This window comes from Agarivorans sp., from assembly GCF_050295395.1.
Lineage (GTDB): Bacteria > Pseudomonadota > Gammaproteobacteria > Enterobacterales > Celerinatantimonadaceae > Agarivorans.
The window spans coordinates 1-20016 of the sequence record NZ_JBNKPP010000252.1 but is presented as its reverse complement, the minus strand read 5'-3'; the positions used below and the strand labels follow the sequence as shown (position 1 = coordinate 20016).

19 protein-coding genes and 1 pseudogene are annotated in these 20016 nt (G+C 46.3%); 10 read left to right on the top strand and 10 right to left on the bottom strand.

Annotated elements, in window-relative coordinates; translation table 11 throughout:
• Positions 1-7: 7 nt before the first annotated feature.
• The 5 genes from ACQY6Q_RS14695 (at position 8) to ACQY6Q_RS14675 (ending at position 6483) form a co-directional block, all read left to right on the top strand.
• Positions 8-895 (top strand): ABC transporter permease, encoded by an 888-nt coding sequence (locus ACQY6Q_RS14695; RefSeq protein ID WP_427982490.1) that lies wholly within the window; start codon positions 8-10, stop codon positions 893-895.
• Positions 888-1844 carry an ABC transporter permease gene (locus ACQY6Q_RS14690; RefSeq protein ID WP_427982488.1) on the top strand — a complete coding sequence of 319 codons (957 nt, stop codon included), beginning with the start codon at positions 888-890 and terminating at the stop codon, positions 1842-1844. Before ACQY6Q_RS14695 ends, ACQY6Q_RS14690 begins: the two co-directional genes overlap by 8 nt.
• Positions 1845-1888: 44 nt before the next feature.
• Complete coding sequence (locus tag ACQY6Q_RS14685) at positions 1889-2893, top strand: ABC transporter substrate-binding protein (protein ID WP_427982486.1); 1005 nt, start codon at positions 1889-1891, stop codon at positions 2891-2893.
• 369 nt (positions 2894-3262) lie between these two features.
• A complete protein-coding gene (locus ACQY6Q_RS14680; RefSeq protein WP_427982485.1) occupies positions 3263-4483 on the top strand; it encodes a diguanylate cyclase in 1221 nt (406 codons plus the stop codon).
• Positions 4484-4974: 491 nt separating this feature from the next.
• Positions 4975-6483: an alpha-N-arabinofuranosidase gene (locus tag ACQY6Q_RS14675; protein WP_427982484.1), complete on the top strand. Its 1509-nt coding sequence runs from the start codon at positions 4975-4977 to the stop codon at positions 6481-6483.
• Between the two features lie 302 nt (positions 6484-6785).
• Here the strand turns inward: ACQY6Q_RS14675 and ACQY6Q_RS14670 are convergent, their stop codons facing one another.
• The 10 genes and pseudogenes from ACQY6Q_RS14670 to nifL all read right to left on the bottom strand — a co-directional run bounded on the left by ACQY6Q_RS14670 (position 6786) and on the right by nifL (position 15293).
• Positions 6786-7157 (bottom strand): RidA family protein, encoded by a 372-nt coding sequence (locus ACQY6Q_RS14670; RefSeq protein ID WP_427982482.1) that lies wholly within the window; start codon positions 7155-7157, stop codon positions 6786-6788.
• A 143-nt stretch (positions 7158-7300) separates the two neighbouring features.
• Positions 7301-7518: pseudogene (locus ACQY6Q_RS14665) on the bottom strand (DUF6500 family protein).
• A 73-nt stretch (positions 7519-7591) separates the two neighbouring features.
• Positions 7592-8296, bottom strand: coding sequence for a molybdenum ABC transporter ATP-binding protein (gene modC / locus ACQY6Q_RS14660; protein ID WP_427982479.1), 705 nt, complete (start codon positions 8294-8296; stop codon positions 7592-7594).
• Positions 8287-8967, bottom strand: coding sequence for a molybdate ABC transporter permease subunit (modB, locus tag ACQY6Q_RS14655; RefSeq protein WP_427982477.1), 681 nt, complete (start codon positions 8965-8967; stop codon positions 8287-8289). Before modB ends, modC begins: the two co-directional genes overlap by 10 nt.
• Positions 8968-9037: 70 nt before the next feature.
• Positions 9038-9802 (bottom strand): molybdate ABC transporter substrate-binding protein, encoded by a 765-nt coding sequence (modA, locus tag ACQY6Q_RS14650; protein ID WP_427982475.1) that lies wholly within the window; start codon positions 9800-9802, stop codon positions 9038-9040.
• Between the two features lie 44 nt (positions 9803-9846).
• Positions 9847-10470: a nitrogen fixation protein NifQ gene (locus ACQY6Q_RS14645; protein WP_427982472.1), complete on the bottom strand. Its 624-nt coding sequence runs from the start codon at positions 10468-10470 to the stop codon at positions 9847-9849.
• Between the two features lie 8 nt (positions 10471-10478).
• Entirely contained in the window at positions 10479-10745 is a 267-nt protein-coding gene (locus tag ACQY6Q_RS14640) for a 4Fe-4S dicluster domain-containing protein (protein ID WP_427982470.1), read from the bottom strand.
• Complete coding sequence (gene nifB / locus ACQY6Q_RS14635) at positions 10745-12040, bottom strand: nitrogenase cofactor biosynthesis protein NifB (RefSeq protein ID WP_427982468.1); 1296 nt, start codon at positions 12038-12040, stop codon at positions 10745-10747. The genes ACQY6Q_RS14640 and nifB overlap by 1 nt, the downstream gene beginning before the upstream one ends.
• A gap of 149 nt (positions 12041-12189) precedes the next feature.
• Positions 12190-13737, bottom strand: a complete 1548-nt coding sequence (gene nifA / locus ACQY6Q_RS14630; RefSeq protein ID WP_427982465.1) for a nif-specific transcriptional activator NifA — start codon at positions 13735-13737, stop codon at positions 12190-12192.
• Positions 13737-15293: a nitrogen fixation negative regulator NifL gene (gene nifL / locus ACQY6Q_RS14625; protein ID WP_427982463.1), complete on the bottom strand. Its 1557-nt coding sequence runs from the start codon at positions 15291-15293 to the stop codon at positions 13737-13739. Before nifL ends, nifA begins: the two co-directional genes overlap by 1 nt.
• A 567-nt stretch (positions 15294-15860) precedes the next feature.
• On the opposite strand from nifL, the gene rsxA reads away from it, so the two are divergent.
• The 5 genes from rsxA to ACQY6Q_RS14600 all read left to right on the top strand — a co-directional run.
• Positions 15861-16442, top strand: coding sequence for an electron transport complex subunit RsxA (rsxA, locus tag ACQY6Q_RS14620; RefSeq protein WP_427982460.1), 582 nt, complete (start codon positions 15861-15863; stop codon positions 16440-16442).
• Positions 16443-16452: 10 nt separating this feature from the next.
• Positions 16453-16977 (top strand): RnfABCDGE type electron transport complex subunit B, encoded by a 525-nt coding sequence (locus tag ACQY6Q_RS14615; RefSeq protein ID WP_427982459.1) that lies wholly within the window; start codon positions 16453-16455, stop codon positions 16975-16977.
• A 9-nt stretch (positions 16978-16986) separates the two neighbouring features.
• Positions 16987-18468, top strand: a complete 1482-nt coding sequence (rsxC, locus tag ACQY6Q_RS14610) for an electron transport complex subunit RsxC (RefSeq protein ID WP_427982457.1) — start codon at positions 16987-16989, stop codon at positions 18466-18468.
• Positions 18465-19472: an RnfABCDGE type electron transport complex subunit D gene (locus tag ACQY6Q_RS14605; protein WP_427982455.1), complete on the top strand. Its 1008-nt coding sequence runs from the start codon at positions 18465-18467 to the stop codon at positions 19470-19472. Before rsxC ends, ACQY6Q_RS14605 begins: the two co-directional genes overlap by 4 nt.
• Positions 19472-20016, top strand: a 545-nt coding sequence (locus tag ACQY6Q_RS14600; protein WP_427982453.1) for an RnfABCDGE type electron transport complex subunit G, incomplete at its 3' end; no start/stop codon positions are given. The genes ACQY6Q_RS14605 and ACQY6Q_RS14600, both read left to right, overlap by 1 nt.

Sequence of the window (20016 nt, the reverse complement as noted above, 5' to 3'; positions counted from 1 at the left end):
CTGTAGCGTGAAAAAATACTTAGCAGACAGCCAATGGTTTTCGCTAGTGAGCTTAGTCGTCGCGATTATCGCAATATGGTATGTAGCGGCCCTCATCATGAATGGCAACCAACTGATTAATACGCTTGAGCGAAAAAAGCAGGATTGGACTTACAGCCAAGTCATGCAGCAAGCTTATCAAGTAAAACGCCCCATGTTGCCAGCGCCGCATCAGGTGGCCTTGGAGCTGAAAAAATCGGTCTTTGAACGTTCAGTTAGCTCAAAACGCTCATTGCTGTTTCACAGCTTTATTACCCTAAATTCAACCTTATTAGGCTTCGTTTTTGGCTCTATTTTGGGCATTGTCATCGCCATTGGCATTGTGCATAACAAAACCCTTGATGCCAGTTTAATGCCTTGGGTAATAGCCTCACAAACTATCCCGATTTTGGCCATCGCACCAATTATTGTGGTGGTATTGGGGGCGCTAAACATTACCGGAGTGGTGCCCAAAGCGATAATTTCTATGTATTTATCGTTCTTCCCCGTCACCATTGGCATGGTGAAAGGCTTGCGCGCCTCAGATACCTTGCATCAAGAACTGATGTACACCTATAACGCCAGCGCCATACAAACCTTTTGGAAGCTACGCTGGTATTCTGCCCAACCCTATTTGTTTGCCAGTTTAAAAGTGGCGATTGCCGCGGCCTTAGTAGGTGCAATTGTTGCCGAATTGCCTACTGGTGCGCAAGGTGGTTTAGGCTCGCGCTTACTCAGTGGCTCCTATTACGGGCAAACCGAACAAATATGGGCCGCCTTAATCATGGCCGCCTTGCTCGGTTCACTGTTAGTTTGGTTGGTGAGTGTGGCTGAACGAGCCTTACTTAAACGACGTGGAGGACTAGCCAATGCCTAAGTCTTTAAGCTCCTTATTACTGCTGGCAATATTAGCTTGCCAATTATTATTACTGGCCACCGCCGACAGTGGTTTTTACAGCCAAAATCCTGCTTGGTTAATCTTGCTGATGGCCTGTGCTGTTGCCGCCAGTGCCTTGCTCTCACGGCTCACCCAACTGTGCGAACACTACCCAAGTAAACAGGCCTATTTAAAGCCGTTCATTCCGGGGCTATTTGCTTTCATGCTGTTATTGTTTTGGCAAAGCATCGTGGTGGGTTATGCCGTCTCGGCGGTATTGCTACCCGCGCCTAGTGCGATTTTCTCAACCTTAATCAACAACCTGCCAACTCTGTGGAGTGATTTTAAACAAACCTATTTAAAAGCAGTATTGTCGGGCTATTTCATCGGCTGTTTATCGGGCTTCATCGTCGCTCAGTGGGCGGTAAAAAGCGCCTTCTTACGCAAGGGTTTGGTGCCATTAGGTAACTTTATGTCGGCGATACCCATTGTGGGTATCGCGCCAATCATGGTGATGTGGTTTGGCTTTGATTGGCAGTCTAAAGCGGCAGTGATTGTGGTGATGACCTTCTTCCCCATGTTCATCAACAGCCTTACGGGCTTGCAGTCTTGCGACGCCATTCATAAAGACTTAATGCACACCTACGCGGCCAGCAAAACGCAAACCTTTTTAAAGAGTCAATTACCGCAAGCCTTACCGTTTATTTTTAACGCGTTAAAGCTGAACTCCACCTTGGCACTCATTGGCGCGATTGTGGCAGAGTTTTTTGGCACCCCGATTGTGGGTATGGGTTTTCGCATTTCCACCGAAGTGGGAAGAATGAATATGGACATGGTGTGGGCCACCATTGTGGTGGCGGCCATTGCCGGTTCATTAAGTTACGGAGCCTTGGCTCTGCTCGAAAAATCCTTGCTCTTTTGGCACCCCTCATTCCGAGGAAACAAGTAACACTAAAACCAGCTCTAACCTTCGTCATATAAAGGGACTTAACTATGAAAAAAACGATACTTTCTTTAGCCTCAGGCGCAGCACTTTTGGCCGCTAGTTTTAGTGGCAGCGCAGCAGAAAAACTGACTTTGCAATTGAAGTGGGTAACGCAGGCGCAATTTGCCGGTTATTACGTGGCCTTAGAAAAAGGCTACTACAAAGACCTAGGCGTCGATCTCACCATTAAACCCGGTGGCCCAGATATTGCGCCCGCCCAAGTATTGGCCGGTGGAGGTGCCGATATTGTAGTAGATTGGCTACCTTCAGCCCTGGCCACTCGCGAAAAAGGTTTACCACTGGTGAATATTGGTCAGATCTACGGTAAATCAGGCATGATGCTAACTTGTCTTAAAGACAGCGGCATTGCCACCCCAGCGGATTTCGCCGGAAAAACTTTAGGGGTTTGGTTCTTCGGTAACGAATACCCCTTCCTAAGCTGGATGTCTAAGCTAGGCTACTCTACAGCCGGCGGTGCCGACGGGGTTACCGTGCTTAAACAGGGCTTCAACGTAGATCCTATTTTCCAAGGACAGGCCGATTGTGTATCTACCATGACCTACAACGAATACGGCCAAGTACTAGATGGCGGCTTAACCCCAGAGGAACTAGTGCTATTTAAATACGAAGAAGAAGGTGTAGCCACTTTAGAAGATGGCTTATACGTATTAGAAGACAGCCTAAAAGATCCTAAGAAACTCGACGCTTATGCGAAGTTCTTAAAAGCCACCATTAAAGGTTGGGAATGGGCAGCGGCTAACCCTGAAGACGCCGGCCTTATTGTATTGGAATACGACGACACTGGCGCGCAAACCGAAGCGCACCAAATTCGGATGGCTAAAGAAGTGGCTAAACTACTCAGCAATAGTGACAAAGGTATTGGTTATTTAGAACCAGCCGCTTTTGAACGCACTGTTAAAATTCTACTCGACAGTGAGTCAACGCCGGTTATTACTAAACAACCAGAAGGTGCCTACACCCACGTGGTATTTGACGCAGCCGCGAAGCTATAAACGCAACTTACCTGGCAAAAGGCTTATTATTTAATAAGCCTTTTTTAGTTCAGCCCACTCCTAGCTAGCCATTCCCACCAGTTAAACCTTGGCAGCATAGCCAGTTAGCTACACAAAAAATCTCGGCTACCAGCCACTTTTGTATAATAAAACATTGCGCTGCCACAAGGTTACTTCAAATTTAATGGTATATGGTCACAAAATCATCGTGAATTTTTCATGATGACGAGGCCCTGTTCGCCCTTAAAGGCGCGACTAAGCCATACGAACGAAACACTAGCAGGCTTGATAAGCTAGACGCGTACAACAATAAGTACCAGCGCCGTTATGGATGACGCTGCGGATAATAAAAAAGATAACTTTATAGCTATGTTAGATATAAAAACTATATTTTTTCTATTGGCCTGCTCACACCTTATTGGTGCGGTAGTATTAATGTTTTTGGCTCGCAGCTATACCGAAATACCGGGAATAAAAGAATGGGCAATTGGCCGAATCTTAGTGTCGGCTGCATTGGTTTTTTATATGTTACGCATAGCCATTCCAATTGAGCTATCGGTGTTGCTCGGTAACGGATTACTCTGTTTAGGGTTATATAGCGCGCTGCTCGGTGTTAACAAAGTAGTAGCCCGAGCACCGCAAATCTCGCCCAAACAATTCGCCCTATTACTGCTATTGCTAATGGCCGTGCTGATGTATTGGACCATCATCGACTACAGTTACATTTACCGAGCCAGTCTAATAGCTATGGTAACCACTGCATTCATGCTGTTGTTGATTGACTCTATTCGCCCTAGAAGCAAACAACAGCGCAGCCTAGGCAAAAGCTTATTGATGTTTTCTTACTGCACTCTAGGGCTGAGCGAGTTAATTAAAGCATTAGCCTTACTGTTTAGTACTCTGCCTGAAAGCCAATTATTTGAGGCACAATCGGTTACAGCACTGCCCATGTTTATTGCCACTTGTACCTCAATCACCACTACCGTGGGTTATTTTGCCTTGGTGGTTGAAACGCTCAATAAACGGCTCATTGCCCTCTCCGACATCGATTCATTAACCCAAACCTTAAATCGGCGGGCTCTATTGGAAAAAGCCAAGGTGTTAGTTGAGCAACAAAAACCACCCTATCAAACCGCAATATTGTTTATCGATATTGATAATTTTAAATTAATTAACGACACTCACGGCCACGCCTCTGGCGATTGCGTATTGCAACAGGTGGCCAGTACCCTAGCGCAACAACTCGGTGAAGCTCCGCTATTGGCCCGCTTTGGCGGCGAGGAATTTGTGGTCATCTTGCCTGATACCAGCGAAAAGCTAGCCCTGGCAATTGGCGAAAATATTCGCAGTGCTATAGAAGCAATGACGCCGGTATTAACGGCCATAGGCCGAGTGACCTGTAGTGTTGGCGTAACCACCAGTGAGCAAAAACAAAATCCAGATCTGTTTTTCGCCTTACTGCACGAAGCTGATAGCGCGATGTACCATGCCAAACAAAACGGCAAAAACCGCGTCAGCCTGTATAAACCTACAATGACACGCGCCAGAAAAAGCCAACAGCCGAACTTAGAGCCAAGTTTAGAGTTATAAAAAACGTCAGCCTGATTGGCGGCCAAGCATCGGTATGAATCACATAAGAAAAACACCTCTTACTAGGTAAATGGATTTAGCATTTTAGGAAGTACATTTTTAGCTAACTCAGCTAAGCTAAACCACTACATTTATAAGGCATTCGGGGGTAAATTTAGGTCTTGTTGGTATCGCCATTAGTTCACCGGTTTTGTCTATGCGCTGAGTCTATCACCTTTAGTTATTTGGCCAATTCCGCTCTGCTATTTTTAATCATCATCCCAACCCACCTGCACTTTCCCAACTAAAGACATAAACAACATTTGACGCCAATACTCTGCTTATGCGCGAAACGTGAGCAACTTTTCACCACTTTGCTGGGTATTATATTTATTTTATTTGTTATGAGCGCCTTATTTACTTTATTATTTATTTCACAAACAACGCTTTAATTATTTTGATTTATTAAAATTGGTATCCTGTTTATTTTTATTTGTTTAAAAGGTTAAATAATGAAAGGAAAAGTTATTTTTGATAAAGACTATATCATTTCGAAAATTGATAATCGCATTTATGGATCTTTTATAGAAAACTTGGGGCGTTGTATTTACGGTGGTATCTACGACCCGGAAGATCCCACAGCTGATGAAAATGGCTTTCGTCGTGACGTTATACAATTAGTAAAAGAGCTGAATGTGCCAATGGTTCGTTTACCAGGTGGTAACTTTATCGCAACCTACGTTTGGGAAGATGGGGTGGGTCCAAGAGAAAACAGACCCAGAAAACCAGATTTAGCTTGGAAATGTATCGAGACCAATCAGGTGGGTACCAACGAATACATGGATTGGTTAAACGAAATCGGTGCAGAAGCCATGATGACGGTCAACATGGGTACTCGAAGTATTTTGGATGCGCTTAACTTACTTGATTACTGTAACCGTGACAGTGGCACGCACTACAGCGATCTTCGTATCTCCCATGGCTATAAAAAACCGCATAACATTAAAACATGGGCTATTGGCAATGAGTTAGATGGCGACTGGCAAGTCGGTCAAAAAACACCTTTCGAATATGCGCGTTTAGCAAGAGAAACCGCAAAAGCGATGAAGCTTCTTGATGGCAGTATCGAAATTGTTGCCGCAGGCAGCGCAGGACAAGAGTCGCCTACTTTTGGCGAATGGGAGCAAACACTCATTCAAGAAGCTCATCCTTATATCGATTACATTTCACTGCATCAGTATTATTTAAACCTAGAAAAGGACACCGCAAACTTCCTAGCGAAGACCTTAGCATTTGATGAATACATACAGTCTATCGGCAACCTTATTGACTATATGAAAGTGAAAACTCAATCTAGGCAAGATATTCACATCTCACTAGATGAGTGGAACGTTTGGTACCACAATCGCCAGCAGGATCACGAGACTATACGAGACCGTGGCAAAGATTGGCCAATAGCCCCCGCCATTCTCGAAGAGCCCTATAACTTTGAAGACGCTCTTGTCGCGGGAGCCATGTTAATTGCCTTAATTCGCAACTGTGACAGAGTAAAAATTGCGGCTTATGCTCAACTGGTGAATGTGCTGGCACCAATAATGACAGATAAGAATGGTAAAATTTGGAAAAATACTATTTTTTATCCGATTTACTACGCATCAAAATACGGTCGAGGGACTGCTTTAAGAGGCATTATCCATTGTGATAAATATGACTCTAGAGATTTTTCTGACGTACCATACCTAGACTCGGTAGCGGTTATTTCTAACGATGAAACAGAGCTGACAATATTCGCAATTAATAAATCATTAAATGAAAACATGGTGGTTAATTGTGACTTGCGTTCATTTGGTCGTGTAGAAATGACGTCTCATATAGCGTTAGAAAATAACGATGTATATGACATTAATTCTTTAGAACATCCTGATAAGGTGGTACCTAAGTCAAAACCCCTTACTCAAAACTTAAACGAAATCGTTATCTCACCACTGTCGTGGAATATGTTACGATTTAACATCGCATAACAATAAACCTAGATCCCTAGTACCCTTTCAGACTCGCTAATGGCGGAAAATTCGCCATTAGCGACGGGAATTATTTTTATTATTGGATTATGTAAATCTGGCCACACAAACATTTTCGAAACTCAGTGCAACTATCTAATTAATTATTTATGTCTATGTTCGAATATTTGAGTGTTTTATTTGTAATGCCACAAATACTGGCAATGTAATTTAGCGTTGTTTTTTACTAGAATTTTAGATAAGCCCTAACAACCGCCATGCGCCAAGTGCTTTGTAAGGAGATGCTCAAACGATAGAATATTTTACTTGCCTTTTATATAGGCAACACCGTCAATTTGAACATGAAGCCCAGATTCGCCACCACGGTGAGCAAAATCAGTTGAAATTGTTTTTCTTGCTGGATAGCCGTTTTTGAAACGTTCCTTTATTACTTTTTCCAACAATGGAATGTTCCATACATCTCTAAACAGGACATCTATCTTTACTACACTTTCGAGAGTCAAACCTTCCATTTGTAACTTTCTAGCCATGTCGTCAAAAGCCCCATTTATTTGCTCCTCTACGCTTTTACCAACATTTCCTACACAATAACCTAGAAAAATATAGTCTCCTGCTACTACATAACCGGAGTGAGCCCATTCTTCAGTTACGTCACACCTTTTGATTTCACCCATAATATTCTCCAATATTAATGACTTATCGTTACTTCAACGCTTACATTCGGGAGGCCGGTTTGTAGCACAGCGAAAATCAGCCCGACAACATGCGTTTATGCTATCTCCGACTATCCGATTATGGCTTAGACTTACAGCGTTCGCTACTTACCAGACTTAACTATTTCAATGATTTTGTTGGCTTTTTCAAAATGATCCAACTGGTGTGTTTGAATCCACCAAGTAGCGGCCTCCATCAACAACTCTGGATCGTCGTTCTTATTGGCAAAAATGCATAAAATGAAACACCAACATTGTCGCCTTTTTGTGCAATTTTCTTGGTACAAACGTCTAGCACTTTACAACGTAAGGATTCACGCATTGGTTATGTCCACTTAGATTGAAATTAGCAAATACCTTACACAACGAAAGAAACAAAAACAGTGTTTAATGGCTTACACCACTTTCAACTGAGGAATTTGCCCCGCTCGGCGCCTGTCTTTAGCGTGAGTAAAGTATTGATCCACTACTCGCCCAGCCGACAAAATCACCTTGTAGTCGGCCAGTCTGGCTACCTCTTCGGTATCGTGACTTACATAAACCACTGGGATCTCTAAGTGCTTATGCAACTGTTCCAAATAAGGAATAATTTCTTGCTTACGCGCTTCATCTAAGGCCGACAGGGGCTCGTCCATGAGCAGGATTTTCGGTGAACTTAGCAAAGCGCGGGCAATCGCCACTCGCTGTTTTTCACCACCCGATAAGCTATAGGGCGTGCGTTTTACTAAACGGCCTAAATCAAACAACTCGCACAGGGCATCCATTTGCTCTATTTGCTGTTGCTTATTCAATTGGCAAGCAAACAATAAATTGCTTTTTACATCTAAGTGAGGAAACAAGCTGGGCTCTTGAAATACATAACCCACTTCACGCTGATGTGGTTTTAGAAAAATACCGCGCAGCTCATCCTGCCACACTACCCCATTTACCGAAACATGGCCCGGCTGAAATTTGTCTAAACCGGCAATCGCCCGTAAGCAGGAGGTTTTACCCGAACCCGAAGCGCCAAATAGCGCGCTAATACCACAACCTGGTAGCGTTAATTGTAAATCCAGATGAAAATCACCGCGTTGCTGCGAAAGTTGTAATTTTATGCCCATATTCTCTGCCTCCGCTTAGCGAGATCATTTAAACCATGAATCACCAACAGTGAAACAAATGAAAACAACACCATGCCGGCCGCTAGCCAATGCGCTTGGCTATATTCCAAGGCTTCCACATGGTTATATATTTCTATCGACATTACTCGGGTTTCTCCGGCTACATTGCCGCCAATCATTAACACCACACCAAATTCGCCAATGGTGTGACAGAAACCTAATACTGCTGCGGCGAAAAAGCCCGGCCGCGCTAGCGGGAAAGCCACTTTATAAAAGGCCTGTAGTGGATTGGCCCGCAGGGTATAGGCCACTTCCATAGGCCGTTTACCGATGGCCTCAAAGGCGTTTTGTAAGGGTTGCACCACAAATGGCAGAGTATGGATGACACAGGCAATGGAAATACCAGCAAAGGTAAACGGCAAGCTGCCTAAACCTAACATGGCGCTAAGCTGCCCAATCGGCCCGTTGGGGCCAAGCAATAACAACAAATAGAAACCCAATACCGTGGGTGGCAATACTAGGGGTAAGGTAAATAAGGCCCCAACCAACGACTTAAGTCGCGATTGGGTTTGTGATAACCACCACGCCAATGGGGTAGCCACCAGCACTAAGACTAGGGTTACCACCAAGGCCAACTTCAAGGTTAGCCATACCACCATTAAATCTGGCATCACGTCTCCTCACGCTAGGCTATAAGTGAATAAAATCTGCGGCGCTTTGAACTACTACAGCGCTAAACTGTTAGGGAATGGAATAACCCGCTGCACTAATTAGCTCTTGAGTGCTGTCGGTCTGTAAATAAGCCATCAATGCTAGTGCAGCAGGATTATCCTTACCCTTGGTCAACAACACCACGTCTTGTTTAATTGGCGAATACAGCTCTTTGGGCACCATCCATGCGGCCCCTTCCCTCACTTCGCCGTTAACTAATACCTGCGACAAGGCCACAAAGCCCAGTTCAACGGCGCCAGAGCTGATTTGTTGAAAAGTTTGCGCCACTGATTGCCCTTCTACCAACTTGGCTTGCACCTGCGAGTACAGCCCTAGTTGCTCTAAGGCTTGTACCGCTGCGGCGCCATAGGGCGCGGTTTTAGGGTTACAAATAGCTAAGTGCTTAAAGGTATTAGTGCTCAATACCTTGCCTTGCTGATCAACAAGGCTGGCATTAGGCGACCACAATACTAACTGGCCTTGGGCATAGCTGCGCTGCGAGGCGGCCACCGCTAAACCTTGATTAACTAATAGGCTTGGGCGAGCTTGATCTGCGGCAAAAAACACCTCAAAGGGTGCGCCGTTAATGATTTGCGCAAACAGCTTGCCCGTTGAACCCACCGAGATCTGTACTTGATGTTGGGTATCTTGCTCAAACTGCTGGGCAATTTGTTGCAAGGGTTTATAAAAGTTGGCCGCCACCGCTACTTGAACGGTATCGGCGGCACAGGAAAAACTGAAAACACTCAGGGCGCTTAAGCCAAACAACAGCGCTTTAAAATTACATTTAATCATTACTACTACCTCGGTAAATACTTACTCAATAACGATCGTTAGCTTTAAACGAAACACTCACTGTAACTAGAACATTCTGCGCAGCTAGGCGCACGGCACACGTAATCGCCTCCTTGTTGGCATAAGTAGCGATAGAAAAACCGCTTCCAGCGCATGTTGTTGGTATTCATGGCATGCAAGTCAGGAAAGTTATACTTGAGTAAGTCGCCTAATTCGGCTCGTTCACTTAGGCCTAAGCTGCGCCATAGGTGGGCCTGCGATAAACAAGCGGTAGCAACAACAATCGCCATTTGCAGCGCATAAGGCGCTTTAGGGTTGGCGTATTCTATCAGTACATTAATCAGCTCATTACGTTCTTGAGCGCGTAAACTAAACACCTCGGCAAGTACTTCCGAACGCTTTCGCAGATTAGCTTTGAACGGTTGCCGCCATAACAGTTCTTGATTCTCTACTTCTCGGCTACTAACGGCCCGTTTTAGCTCCAAATAACTGGCGTTATCCAAACCTAAACCATGAGGTAAGGCGGCATTCCCACCCAGTTGAGCCAAAATAATACTTTTAAACCAAGCTCGGTTTCGCAGAGACATGGGGTAAGTCACCTTGCTTAAGGCTTGCTCCCAAGCGAGCCCAATATAACTATCGTCGGCTTCTAGCAACTGATGTTCCATAGTTCCTCCTAGCTTGAAAAGGCAATCACATTTGGATCTTGTGGCAAGCCCGTCAAAGAGCCCGGCGGGTTAAGGGCTTGGCCTTGCGCGTCAACAATGGCGGTTTCTACCGGACAAATTTGCGCACACTGAGGCCCCTTACCTAGGGTTTTACACTCGTTACAGCGGTGTTCAATGATGCTGAACTTAGCGTCGGCACTCGATACCGCGCCCTGAGGGCACACCTCTTTACAGGCGTAACAGGAAATACAGGCTTTAGTAATTGATAAGGCCATTATCCACACTCCCCTACACTACAAGCTGATGCTTTGCTGCGTTGTGCTTGCAACTGCTGTTGAATAGCGCTTAGGGCTTGCTCTATGTCGCGTAGCGCGTATTGGGTGGTCACTTCTACGCCCAGTTCGGCTAGCTCTTGTTTGGGGGCTAAACCGATTCGGCTACATAGGATTTGGTCGAAGTGATTAAGCGCAGACAAATCCTTTTGTTGGCTCTCAGGCTCGCATTCGTCACTACCCGAGCAGTACTGCTGCCAACTAAAATCGGCTTGTTTGTCGATGCAATCGGCACTTACTAAATAAGTGCTAAATTCACTGGCGTGACCAAAGTGCTGGTCAATCAGCAGCTTGCTCTTACTGGCAATGGCAATACGTAAGGGTTTGTTACTCGCCGGGGCATTTTCCAAGGCGGCGATGTCGATGTCTTGGCCTAGTTTACCCACCGCGTCGGCGCGACATTGTTGGCAATGGGTCATTTGGCTCATGCTTTGCCCTGCCAGCGCTCTGGCTTGGTCTAATTCTTCTTTGGTGGGGCCGCGCTGTCCCATTAAACCAAAATAGGTACCATGGGCGGGGTCAGAAATTAGCGGCATAACATTGTGAATGAATGCCCCGTAACGACCTAATTCTTCGGCAAGCGCTTCGATATGGTGATCATTGATCCCTGGGATCAATACCGTGTTTACCTTTACTAACATACCCGCTTTAATGGCCGCCTCTAAGCCCATTAACTGGCGATCAATCAGGGTTTGTGCTGCCAGTCTACCGCGTAGCCGTTGCTGATTAAAATACACCCACGGGTAAATCTTCTGGCCAATGTTGGCGTCGATACAGTTGATGGTGATGGTAAGGTGTTTTACCCCTGCCTTAATTAAATCATTTAGTTGGTCGGGTAAGGCCAAACCATTGGTAGAAATACATAAGTGAACGTCACTATCCACTTTGGCAATCGCTTTTAAGCTAGCCAAGGTTGCCTTAGGATTAGCTAAGGGGTCGCCCGGCCCAGCAATACCCACCACTTGGGTTTCGGGTACGTGTTGTTTGACCTTTTGAAAACGTCTGGCGGCCATAGCTGGCGACAACAACTTAGACACCACCCCGGGGCGGGTTTCGTTGCTGCAATCGAATTTGCGGTTGCAATAGTTACACTGGATATTACATGCCGGCGCTACCGGCAAGTGCATTCTGGCATAACGATGCCCTTCTTTAGAAAAGCAAGGATGCTTCTCAACCAAGGCTGCTTGCTCTTTAGTTTTTGTATCTTTGGACTGCTCGCCGAGTGCATGAATAGTCATATAAAGCTTCCCTGTTAACCTTTTTTATGACTAAATTGCAATCCGCGTACCACCAGCAACATTCATATAAAACAATAACTTAGTGATATTTTATTTGTGAGAGAAGGAAATTGGCTGTCGGGTTTGTCGCAAATCCGACAGCCGAAGGTTTACATTTGGCGGACGTTGATGTTCATGGTTTGAATGCGATAAGCGATTTGACGCGGCGTCATATTGAGTAGCCTTGCCGCTTTCGCTTGTACCCAACCGGCTTGCTCTAGCGCTGCAATCACCCGTTCGCGTTCATCCATGTCCGAATTTTCAACCACCGGTTTCTCGACGGGAACCCGTGGGGTAAATTTAGGCCCATCGAGCCCGTCCAATACAATCAGGTCTTGGTCGATTATGCCACTTTCGCTCATTACCGACGCCCGCTCCAGCATGTTTTCGAGCTGACGCACGTTACCCGGCCAGTCATAGCCCATCATCATGCGAATAGCACTGTCGGTTAAGGACAATTCACGGCGTTGTTGCTTAGACAGTTTCTCTAATAAAAACTCGGCTAAGTCGGGTAAATCTTCAATACGTTCGCGTAACGGGGGCGGAAACATCGGCATAACATTCAGTCGGTAGTACAAGTCTTCACGAAAGCGCTCTTGTTTCACTTCCTCTTCTAGGTTGCGGTTGGTGGCGGCCAAAATCCGCACATCCACATGCAGGGTTTGAGTACTGCCCACTCGTTCAAACTCTCCTTCTTGCAGTACCCTAAGTAACTTAGCTTGGAAGGCAGCGGAAATTTCACCAATCTCATCGAGAAATAAGGTGCCGCCGTCGGCCATTTCAAAACGCCCTTTGCGCTGTTTAACTGCGCCAGTAAAGGCCCCTTTTTCGTGGCCAAATAATTCCGACTCCAACAAGTTGTCGGGCAAGGCGGCGCAGTTTAGCTTAATAAACGGCCCAGTGGCGCGCGGCGAATTATAGTGAATGGCGTTGGCAATTAGCTCTTTACCGGTGCCCGACTCACCCCGAATTAATACCGTACTATCCCACTTAGACACTAAGCGGATTTGTTCAAATACTCTACGCATTACCCGTGAGTGACCCACGATGTTGTCCATTGAGTAATTGCTTCTCACCTTGCGACGTAGCCGATCTCGCTCGGCTTGAAGCTGGTCGGTTTGCACCGCCACATCTTTAGCCAGCAATACACTCTTGGCAATTAGGTTAGCGGTCATTTCCAAGAAACGAGTAAACAGCGGCAGCTTACTGGGATCATCCAATAAAGGCTGCGCCGCCAATACCCCTAATACTTCGGCATTTTTCTTAATTGGCACCGCAATAAAGGGCAAATCCAAGGCGTAAAGGTCTAACTTATCAGCAAAGCGTAGGTCATTAGACACTTTGCTTAACACAATCGGCTGTTTCTGGCTTAATACTGTACCTACTATCCCTTCACCCGCTCGATAACGAACATTCTTAGGCATGTTGCTGCCATCCAATTTAGGCGAATGAACGGTATCGATGGTAAGCATTTGCTCGTTTTCTTCCATTAAGGCCAACATGGCATGCTGCAACATCGCCTTGTCGTGTAATACCTGCAATACCTTACTAACACTTTGCTTATAATCTAAGCTGTTGGTTAATACGCTGCTTACTTCATATAGCGCAGCTAAATGACTTTCGGCTATATGTGTTTCACGCTTTGTTGAATATTCCATTACTCACCTCGCTTATTCCGACGCAGCGGGAGAACAATACGTGCCTTACAACCGCCTAATGATGTACTTTGATACTGAACCGTGCCGTTATGCTCGCTAACCACTTGTTGCACAATACTTAAACCCACTCCTCTACATCCATTGTTGTTAAGGGGTTTAGTACTGTAGAAGGGCTCAAATACCTTTAATTGCAGTTCTTTTTTAATTCCCGGGCCACTGTCTTCCACGGTAATCTCGATATCCTCATCAATCAACTGAGTACTACACACAATGTCTCTGCGGCTTTTTTTACCAAAATCAATCGCTTCAATGGCGTTGTCGATGAGTTGCTTTAAGGCCACGCGCAGCCTAGAGGGCTGGCCATTAAATGTAGGCAAAGTGCCATTCAGGCTCAGTTGCAAGGTAATGCTGCGTTTAAGCAGGCGCTCGCTGCTCATTTCGGTCACCTCGTGTACCAGCTGATTCACATTCACCGATTGCATAGGCTCTTGAGCCTGCTGTGGTAGCGCGCTTTGTAGTTGGGCTATAGCCGCATGACCAGCTTCTAAGCCCGCTTGCATGGCGTCGATACGCGCGCATTTATTCGACACACCACAGAACATTTGCAGCGCTGCATCTATAACGTTAATTGGCCCCTGAATTTGATGAATGGCTGCATGCAAGGCCTCTTGCATGCTATGAAAAGCTTCCGTTTCTGCGGTAGAGCGACGTAGTTCTTCCAAACGTTGCTGCTCTTGGCGACGCCGTTCACGGGTCACTTCGCTCAAGGTGATCACCCAGTATCGGGCGAATTTAGGCACAAAGTAGTCGTCTACCTCTGAACCGGTGAGTTCCACCGAAGACAAACAACAAGAAAACCAGCGCTTACCTTCACCCCGGCCTATTTCAATATTGAAGTTATGTCCTTCGGGAAAGTGCTCGTAAGCTTGTCCCTCGGTTTTTTGCAGGCGATTTCCCAGTTGCCCCATGGCTAAGCTCACGGGCTCACTACCAAAGTCACTACGTAGCGTTTTATAAGCTAAGTTATCTAATACTATCTGTTGCTTATCATTCACCAAGGCAATCGCTACCGGCGCGGTATTGAGTACTGCCTCCACCATGGCCTTTTGATTGGCCGCTTTAGTTTGGCTTTGATGACGTTGGCTAATATCTTCGTGCACACTCATGTAATGAGTAATTTGACCACTTTGGTCTTGTAAGCCGGTAATAGACAGTTGCGCCAGATAACGTTGGCCGTTTTTTTTGCGGTTAATTAGCCGTCCTTGCCAATTACCACCACTGCGAATGCAATCCCATAGCTCCTGATACACCCCTAACGGTGTGGTTTTGTAACTCAGTAAGGAATGATTCTTACCAATTAGTTCATCTTGCCGGTAACCGGTTACCTGAGAGAAGCGTTGGTTAACAAACACAAAATTAGCGTTTAAATCACCAATCGACATCGCCATTGGCATTTGCTCTAAGATCTGAAAGCACTGCTCTAGGATCTTTTGTTTACTGATTGGCGTCGGCTGGTTGAGCGCTTCTTCCAAGGTAGACTTAATTTGATTCATCATCGTATCAATCCCTTGCATTGCTAAGTTAAGTGCTAAACAGTGCAATGCAAGGGGTATTCCCGAGTGACAAGCCAGAACTGACGCGGCCTATTTAGATAAGCTTTGTTTGATTTACAACAAAATTTGTTAGCTTACTGATGTCATTTGTTGGGTTTATTACTGAAAAACCGCCCCAAAGGTAGTCTGTTCTCAGCCGCTAAGCGCCCATCTGAACGGTGTTTTTCCCAACTTTGGAGCATTTCACCATTTTGGTACCTAGCTTGTGGTTATTTTTCGGGAGGCTCTTATTGGGTACTAAAAAATCCCGACATTGGCTTGATTAAACACACAGCTCACAAGTCCTTTTTAAAATGTTCCCCTTGTTGGATTTACAACAAATCCACTTTTGTCACAGAGCCGTTTTGTCAGGTTTATCTATCTCTAGCCACTCACAAAAAAACACTTCAACAAACATTAATCCATTGTTTTAACTGTAAATTTTATGCTCATCATGGCTCTTCAGTAATTTGGTACAGTCCATGCAACGCAAGCTAGCACAGTAAGCTTAACTAGATTTTGGAGTTCCCAGTGGCTGAATATCTTCTTATTTTCATCAGTACTGCAGTGGTCAACAATGTGGTGCTTGGTAAATTCTTGGGCTTATGCCCATTTATGGGGGTGTCGAACAAAATCGACAGTGCTTTAGGCATGGGCTTAGCCACTACCTTCGTACTTTGTTTAGCCGCAGTGGCAGCCTGGCTGATTGAATCACTGCTACTGGCACCACTGGGAATTCAGGTAATGCGTATTCTGGTACTGATTGTGGTGATTGCCGCAGTAGTACAACTTACCGAGCTAATGATTCAAAAAAATAGCCCCGAGCTTTACCAAGCCTTGGGGATATTCCTTCCCCTTATTACTACCAACTGCGCGGTGCTAGGTGTTGCCCTGCTAGTGGTACAAAACGATATGAACTTTTTAGAAACGCTGTGTTACGCCTTTGGTTCGGCGGTCGGTTTTAGCCTAGTAATAGTGTTATTTGCTGGTTTACGACAACGCCTCAAGCTGGCAAAAGTTCCTGCAGCCTTTGCCGGTTTACCGATTGCCTTTATTACTGCGGGCCTGCTGTCGATGGCTTTTTTAGGCTTTAGCGGCATGGTGAGCAAATAGGAGACTAACGATGATTTATATTTCTATCTTAATCCTTTTTCTCCTTGGCGCCGGCATTGGTGCGCTACTGGGCTGGGCCTCTAAAGCGTTAAAAGTAGAGGGCGACCCAAGAGTAGATGAACTCGAAGCCATGCTACCTGGTGGCCAATGTGGTCAATGTGGTGAAGCGGGTTGTCGCCAAGCCGCCGAAGCCATGGTGGCGGGTCGCTTACAGCCAAGCTGCTGCCCTCCTGGCGGAAGTGCCTTGGCGTCTAGCATCGCCAGCTTATTGGGAGTGGAACTTGATGGCAATACCAGCTCAGTACCCATGATCGCTTACATCGATGAAGCCAACTGCACGGGTTGTAATCGCTGCTTTAAAGCCTGCCCCTTCGACGCGATTGTAGGTGCTAGCAAGCAAATGCACACCGTAATTAGCCAAGTTTGTACTGGCTGCCGACTATGTGAAAAAGCCTGCACTCAAGGCTGCTTAAGCATGCAACAGCAAGCCGAGCAACTGAATACTTGGCAGTGGCCAAAACCCCAGATCGCTTAAGGAACCGACATGTTTAGTTTAAAATCAAAACCCTTTAGCGGCGGTGTTCATCCTAAGGGTTATAAAGAGCTTACCCAACAACAAAGCATTAGCCGTAGCTTTGAACCCGACCGGGTTTATTTGGGCATGCAACAACGTAACGGCTCAATGCTTCATTGCCTCGTCAAAGAGGGGGAACCGGTATTTAAAGGCCAGCTTATTGCTAGAGGTAGCAATGAGATGACCGTACCGTTGCACTCGCCGGTAAATGGTACGGTGCTTGAAATAAAGCCCTTTTTAAGCAGCCACCCTTCTGCAATAAAAAGCCAAACCTTAGTGATAGCCAATAATGGGGATAATCGTTGGGGCGAAGATTTTCCACCCAGTGATTATCTTAAATTAAGCCACGAGGAGATTGTGCAACGGATCTTAGACGCAGGCGTAGTAGGTTTGGGCGGCGCTGGTTTTCCTAGTGGCATCAAACTGCGTTTAGCGCGTAAAGCCCATGTACATACCCTATTAATTAATGGTGGCGAATGTGAGCCTTATTTAACCTGTGATGACCGTTTAATGCGCGAACAGGCGGCCGAGATCATCGCCGGGATCAACATCATGCTGCGAGCGGTTGGCGCAAGCAAAGCCATGATTGCCATTGAAGACAACAAACCCGAGGCGATAGCGGCCATGACAGCGGCCAGCGAGGAATTTAAGGCCTTAAGCATTCATGTGGTACCTAGCCTTTACCCTATGGGGTCAGAGCGCCACCTAATAAAAGCGGTAATGGGCGTTGCCATTCCACCGGGACAACTCAGCACTGCTCAGGGCATCTTGGTACACAACGTAGCCACCGCTAAAGCGATTTACCAAGCCGTGCGCTTTAAGCGTCCTTTGGTGGAACGAGTTATCACCGTTTCCGGCGACGCGGTTGAATCCCCCACTAACATTACTGTTCCCATTGGCAGTTTAGTTTCACAAGTTATTGCCGAGTGCGGTGGTTTAAAGGTAGAGGCAAAACGCTTGATTGCTGGTGGCCCAATGATGGGACAAGTCTTACCTTCTCCCTTCGTGCCCATCGATAAAAGTATCGGCGGGTTACTTGCTCTAAGTGAAGACAAAATTAACAAACGGGAAAGCCAAGACTGTGTGCGCTGTGGTAACTGCGTAAAAGTATGCCCTATGGGTTTAATGCCTTTCCAAATGGCTGCCTACAGCAACCATGACGATTGGGATGGCGCCCGTGAGTTTGGCTTAGATTCATGCTTGCTATGTGGTGCTTGTAGTTATATCTGCCCTTCCAGCATCCCATTAGTGCAGTATTTTCAGCATGCTAAGTCGAATATCAACGCTCAGCGCAGTATGGTGCAAAAGTCCAACCTAGCGCGCCAGTTGACCGAGGCACGACAACAACGCCTAGCCAAAGAAGCGGCAGCAAAAGAAGCCGCTAAACAAGCCAAAGCGGCAAAACGTAAACGTCCGGCTCGCGCACGTAAATCACAAGGAGACAGTGAATGAGCAAATTTAATCCCGTTGCGGCGCCGCACACCCACTCCGGTACATCAACCACTAACATCATGTATTTGGTGGTGCTAGCGCTAAGCCCTGCTGCCTTATACGGTATTTGGTTGTTCGGCGTGCCTGCACTCACCGTTTTTCTTAGCTGCTGCCTAAGTGCGCTAGTGACTGAACTGATTTGCTTACAGCTACAGAAAAAAAGCTGGCAGCTAGCGGTAGATGGCTCGGCGCTGCTCACCGCTTTGTTATTGGCCATGAGCCTACCGGCTAGCACGCCTTGGTGGGTGGCCGCCTTTGGTTGTAGCTTTGCAATCTGCCTAGGCAAACATGTTTACGGCGGCCTAGGCCATAACCCCTTTAACCCCGCCATGCTAGGGCGGGTAATGTTGTTAATTTGTTTTCCGGTTGAGCTAACAAACTGGCAAGCTATCTCCATTCCAGAGCTTAGCGCCAGTGGCTTGGTATTTAGCCAAGCGTGGATGGGCATTGATGGCGTTAGCGCCGCCACCCCGCTGGCCGACCTACAACAAATCAGCCAATGGAAAGAATTATTACTCGGCCAGCATGCCGGCAGTATGGGTGAAACCAGCGCCTTACTGATTGCCTTGGGCGGCCTATTTCTGATCTGGCGTGGCATTATTCGGCCCTACATTCCTTGCGCCCTACTTATGGGGCTGCTGCTTCCAGCCAGCATCGCACATCTGATTAACCCCAACGTTTATGCCTCTGGCTTAGCCCATCTATTGTCAGGCGGAGCCATGTTAGGCGCATTTTTTATTGCTACCGACATGGTAACCTCACCTACCAGCCCACGTGGCCAAATATTGTTTGGCGCAGGCTGCGGCTTATTGATCTGGTTGATCAGAAGCTTTGGCAGCTATCCAGAAGGGGTCGCCTTCGCGGTATTGATCATGAATGCCAGCACTCCGGTGATCGACCATTACTTAAAACCCAAAGTCTTTGGTAGCCAATCTGTATTTAAGCGCAATAAAGGAGCCCAATAATGAGTACAACTTGGGTAGAAAAACACATTAACAGCAATGTGTATCAATCGGTTTCGCTGGCCATTGCGGTAGGGATCTCCGCCGCGTTACTGCTGGGCTTAAATACTATTACCGAACCGGCTATTGCCGAGCGGGTAAGAGAAGACAAACTAGCGGCGATAGACTTAGTGATGCCAGCTGAAAACTACGCCAATGCCCTACTCGATACCGAGCATGACTTCGATGTAGATGGCCGTCATTACACGGTTTATAACGCTTTAGATGAAAACGGCGTAGCCAGTGGATATGTGGTGCAAGTTAGTGCCAACGGCTATTCCGGAGAAATTAAATTGGTGGTGGGAGTCGATGCGCGCTTAAGCATTACCGGAGTTCGGGTATTAAGCCACAGCGAAACACCGGGCTTGGGTGACAAAATTGAAGTAGAGAAAAATCCTTGGGTATTAAGTTTCAACGGCAAAAATTTAAGCAATACCACCTCTAAACAATGGGCGGTTAAAAAGGACGGCGGCCAATTTGATCAATTTACCGGTGCCACCATTACCCC

Bases quoted from the DNA above. Each gene is read 5' to 3' on its own strand.
- ACQY6Q_RS14685 (WP_427982486.1), top strand. From the start codon at position 1,889: ATGAAAAAAACGATACTTTCTTTAGCCTCAGGCGCAGCACTTTTGGCC.
- nifL (WP_427982463.1), bottom strand. From the start codon at position 15,293: ATGATGAATCAAATTAAGTCTACCTTGGAAGAAGCGCTCAACCAGCCG.
- ACQY6Q_RS14670 (WP_427982482.1), bottom strand. From the start codon at position 7,157: ATGGGTGAAATCAAAAGGTGTGACGTAACTGAAGAATGGGCTCACTCC.
- nifB (WP_427982468.1), bottom strand. From the start codon at position 12,040: ATGACTATTCATGCACTCGGCGAGCAGTCCAAAGATACAAAAACTAAA.
- modA (WP_427982475.1), bottom strand. From the start codon at position 9,802: ATGATTAAATGTAATTTTAAAGCGCTGTTGTTTGGCTTAAGCGCCCTG.
- ACQY6Q_RS14640 (WP_427982470.1), bottom strand. From the start codon at position 10,745: ATGGCCTTATCAATTACTAAAGCCTGTATTTCCTGTTACGCCTGTAAA.
- ACQY6Q_RS14645 (WP_427982472.1), bottom strand. From the start codon at position 10,470: ATGGAACATCAGTTGCTAGAAGCCGACGATAGTTATATTGGGCTCGCT.
- rsxC (WP_427982457.1), top strand. From the start codon at position 16,987: ATGTTTAGTTTAAAATCAAAACCCTTTAGCGGCGGTGTTCATCCTAAG.
- nifA (WP_427982465.1), bottom strand. From the start codon at position 13,737: ATGGAATATTCAACAAAGCGTGAAACACATATAGCCGAAAGTCATTTA.
- modB (WP_427982477.1), bottom strand. From the start codon at position 8,967: ATGCCAGATTTAATGGTGGTATGGCTAACCTTGAAGTTGGCCTTGGTG.
- ACQY6Q_RS14675 (WP_427982484.1), top strand. From the start codon at position 4,975: ATGAAAGGAAAAGTTATTTTTGATAAAGACTATATCATTTCGAAAATT.
- ACQY6Q_RS14605 (WP_427982455.1), top strand. From the start codon at position 18,465: ATGAGCAAATTTAATCCCGTTGCGGCGCCGCACACCCACTCCGGTACA.
- ACQY6Q_RS14690 (WP_427982488.1), top strand. From the start codon at position 888: ATGCCTAAGTCTTTAAGCTCCTTATTACTGCTGGCAATATTAGCTTGC.
- modC (WP_427982479.1), bottom strand. From the start codon at position 8,296: ATGGGCATAAAATTACAACTTTCGCAGCAACGCGGTGATTTTCATCTG.
- ACQY6Q_RS14680 (WP_427982485.1), top strand. From the start codon at position 3,263: ATGTTAGATATAAAAACTATATTTTTTCTATTGGCCTGCTCACACCTT.
- ACQY6Q_RS14615 (WP_427982459.1), top strand. From the start codon at position 16,453: ATGATTTATATTTCTATCTTAATCCTTTTTCTCCTTGGCGCCGGCATT.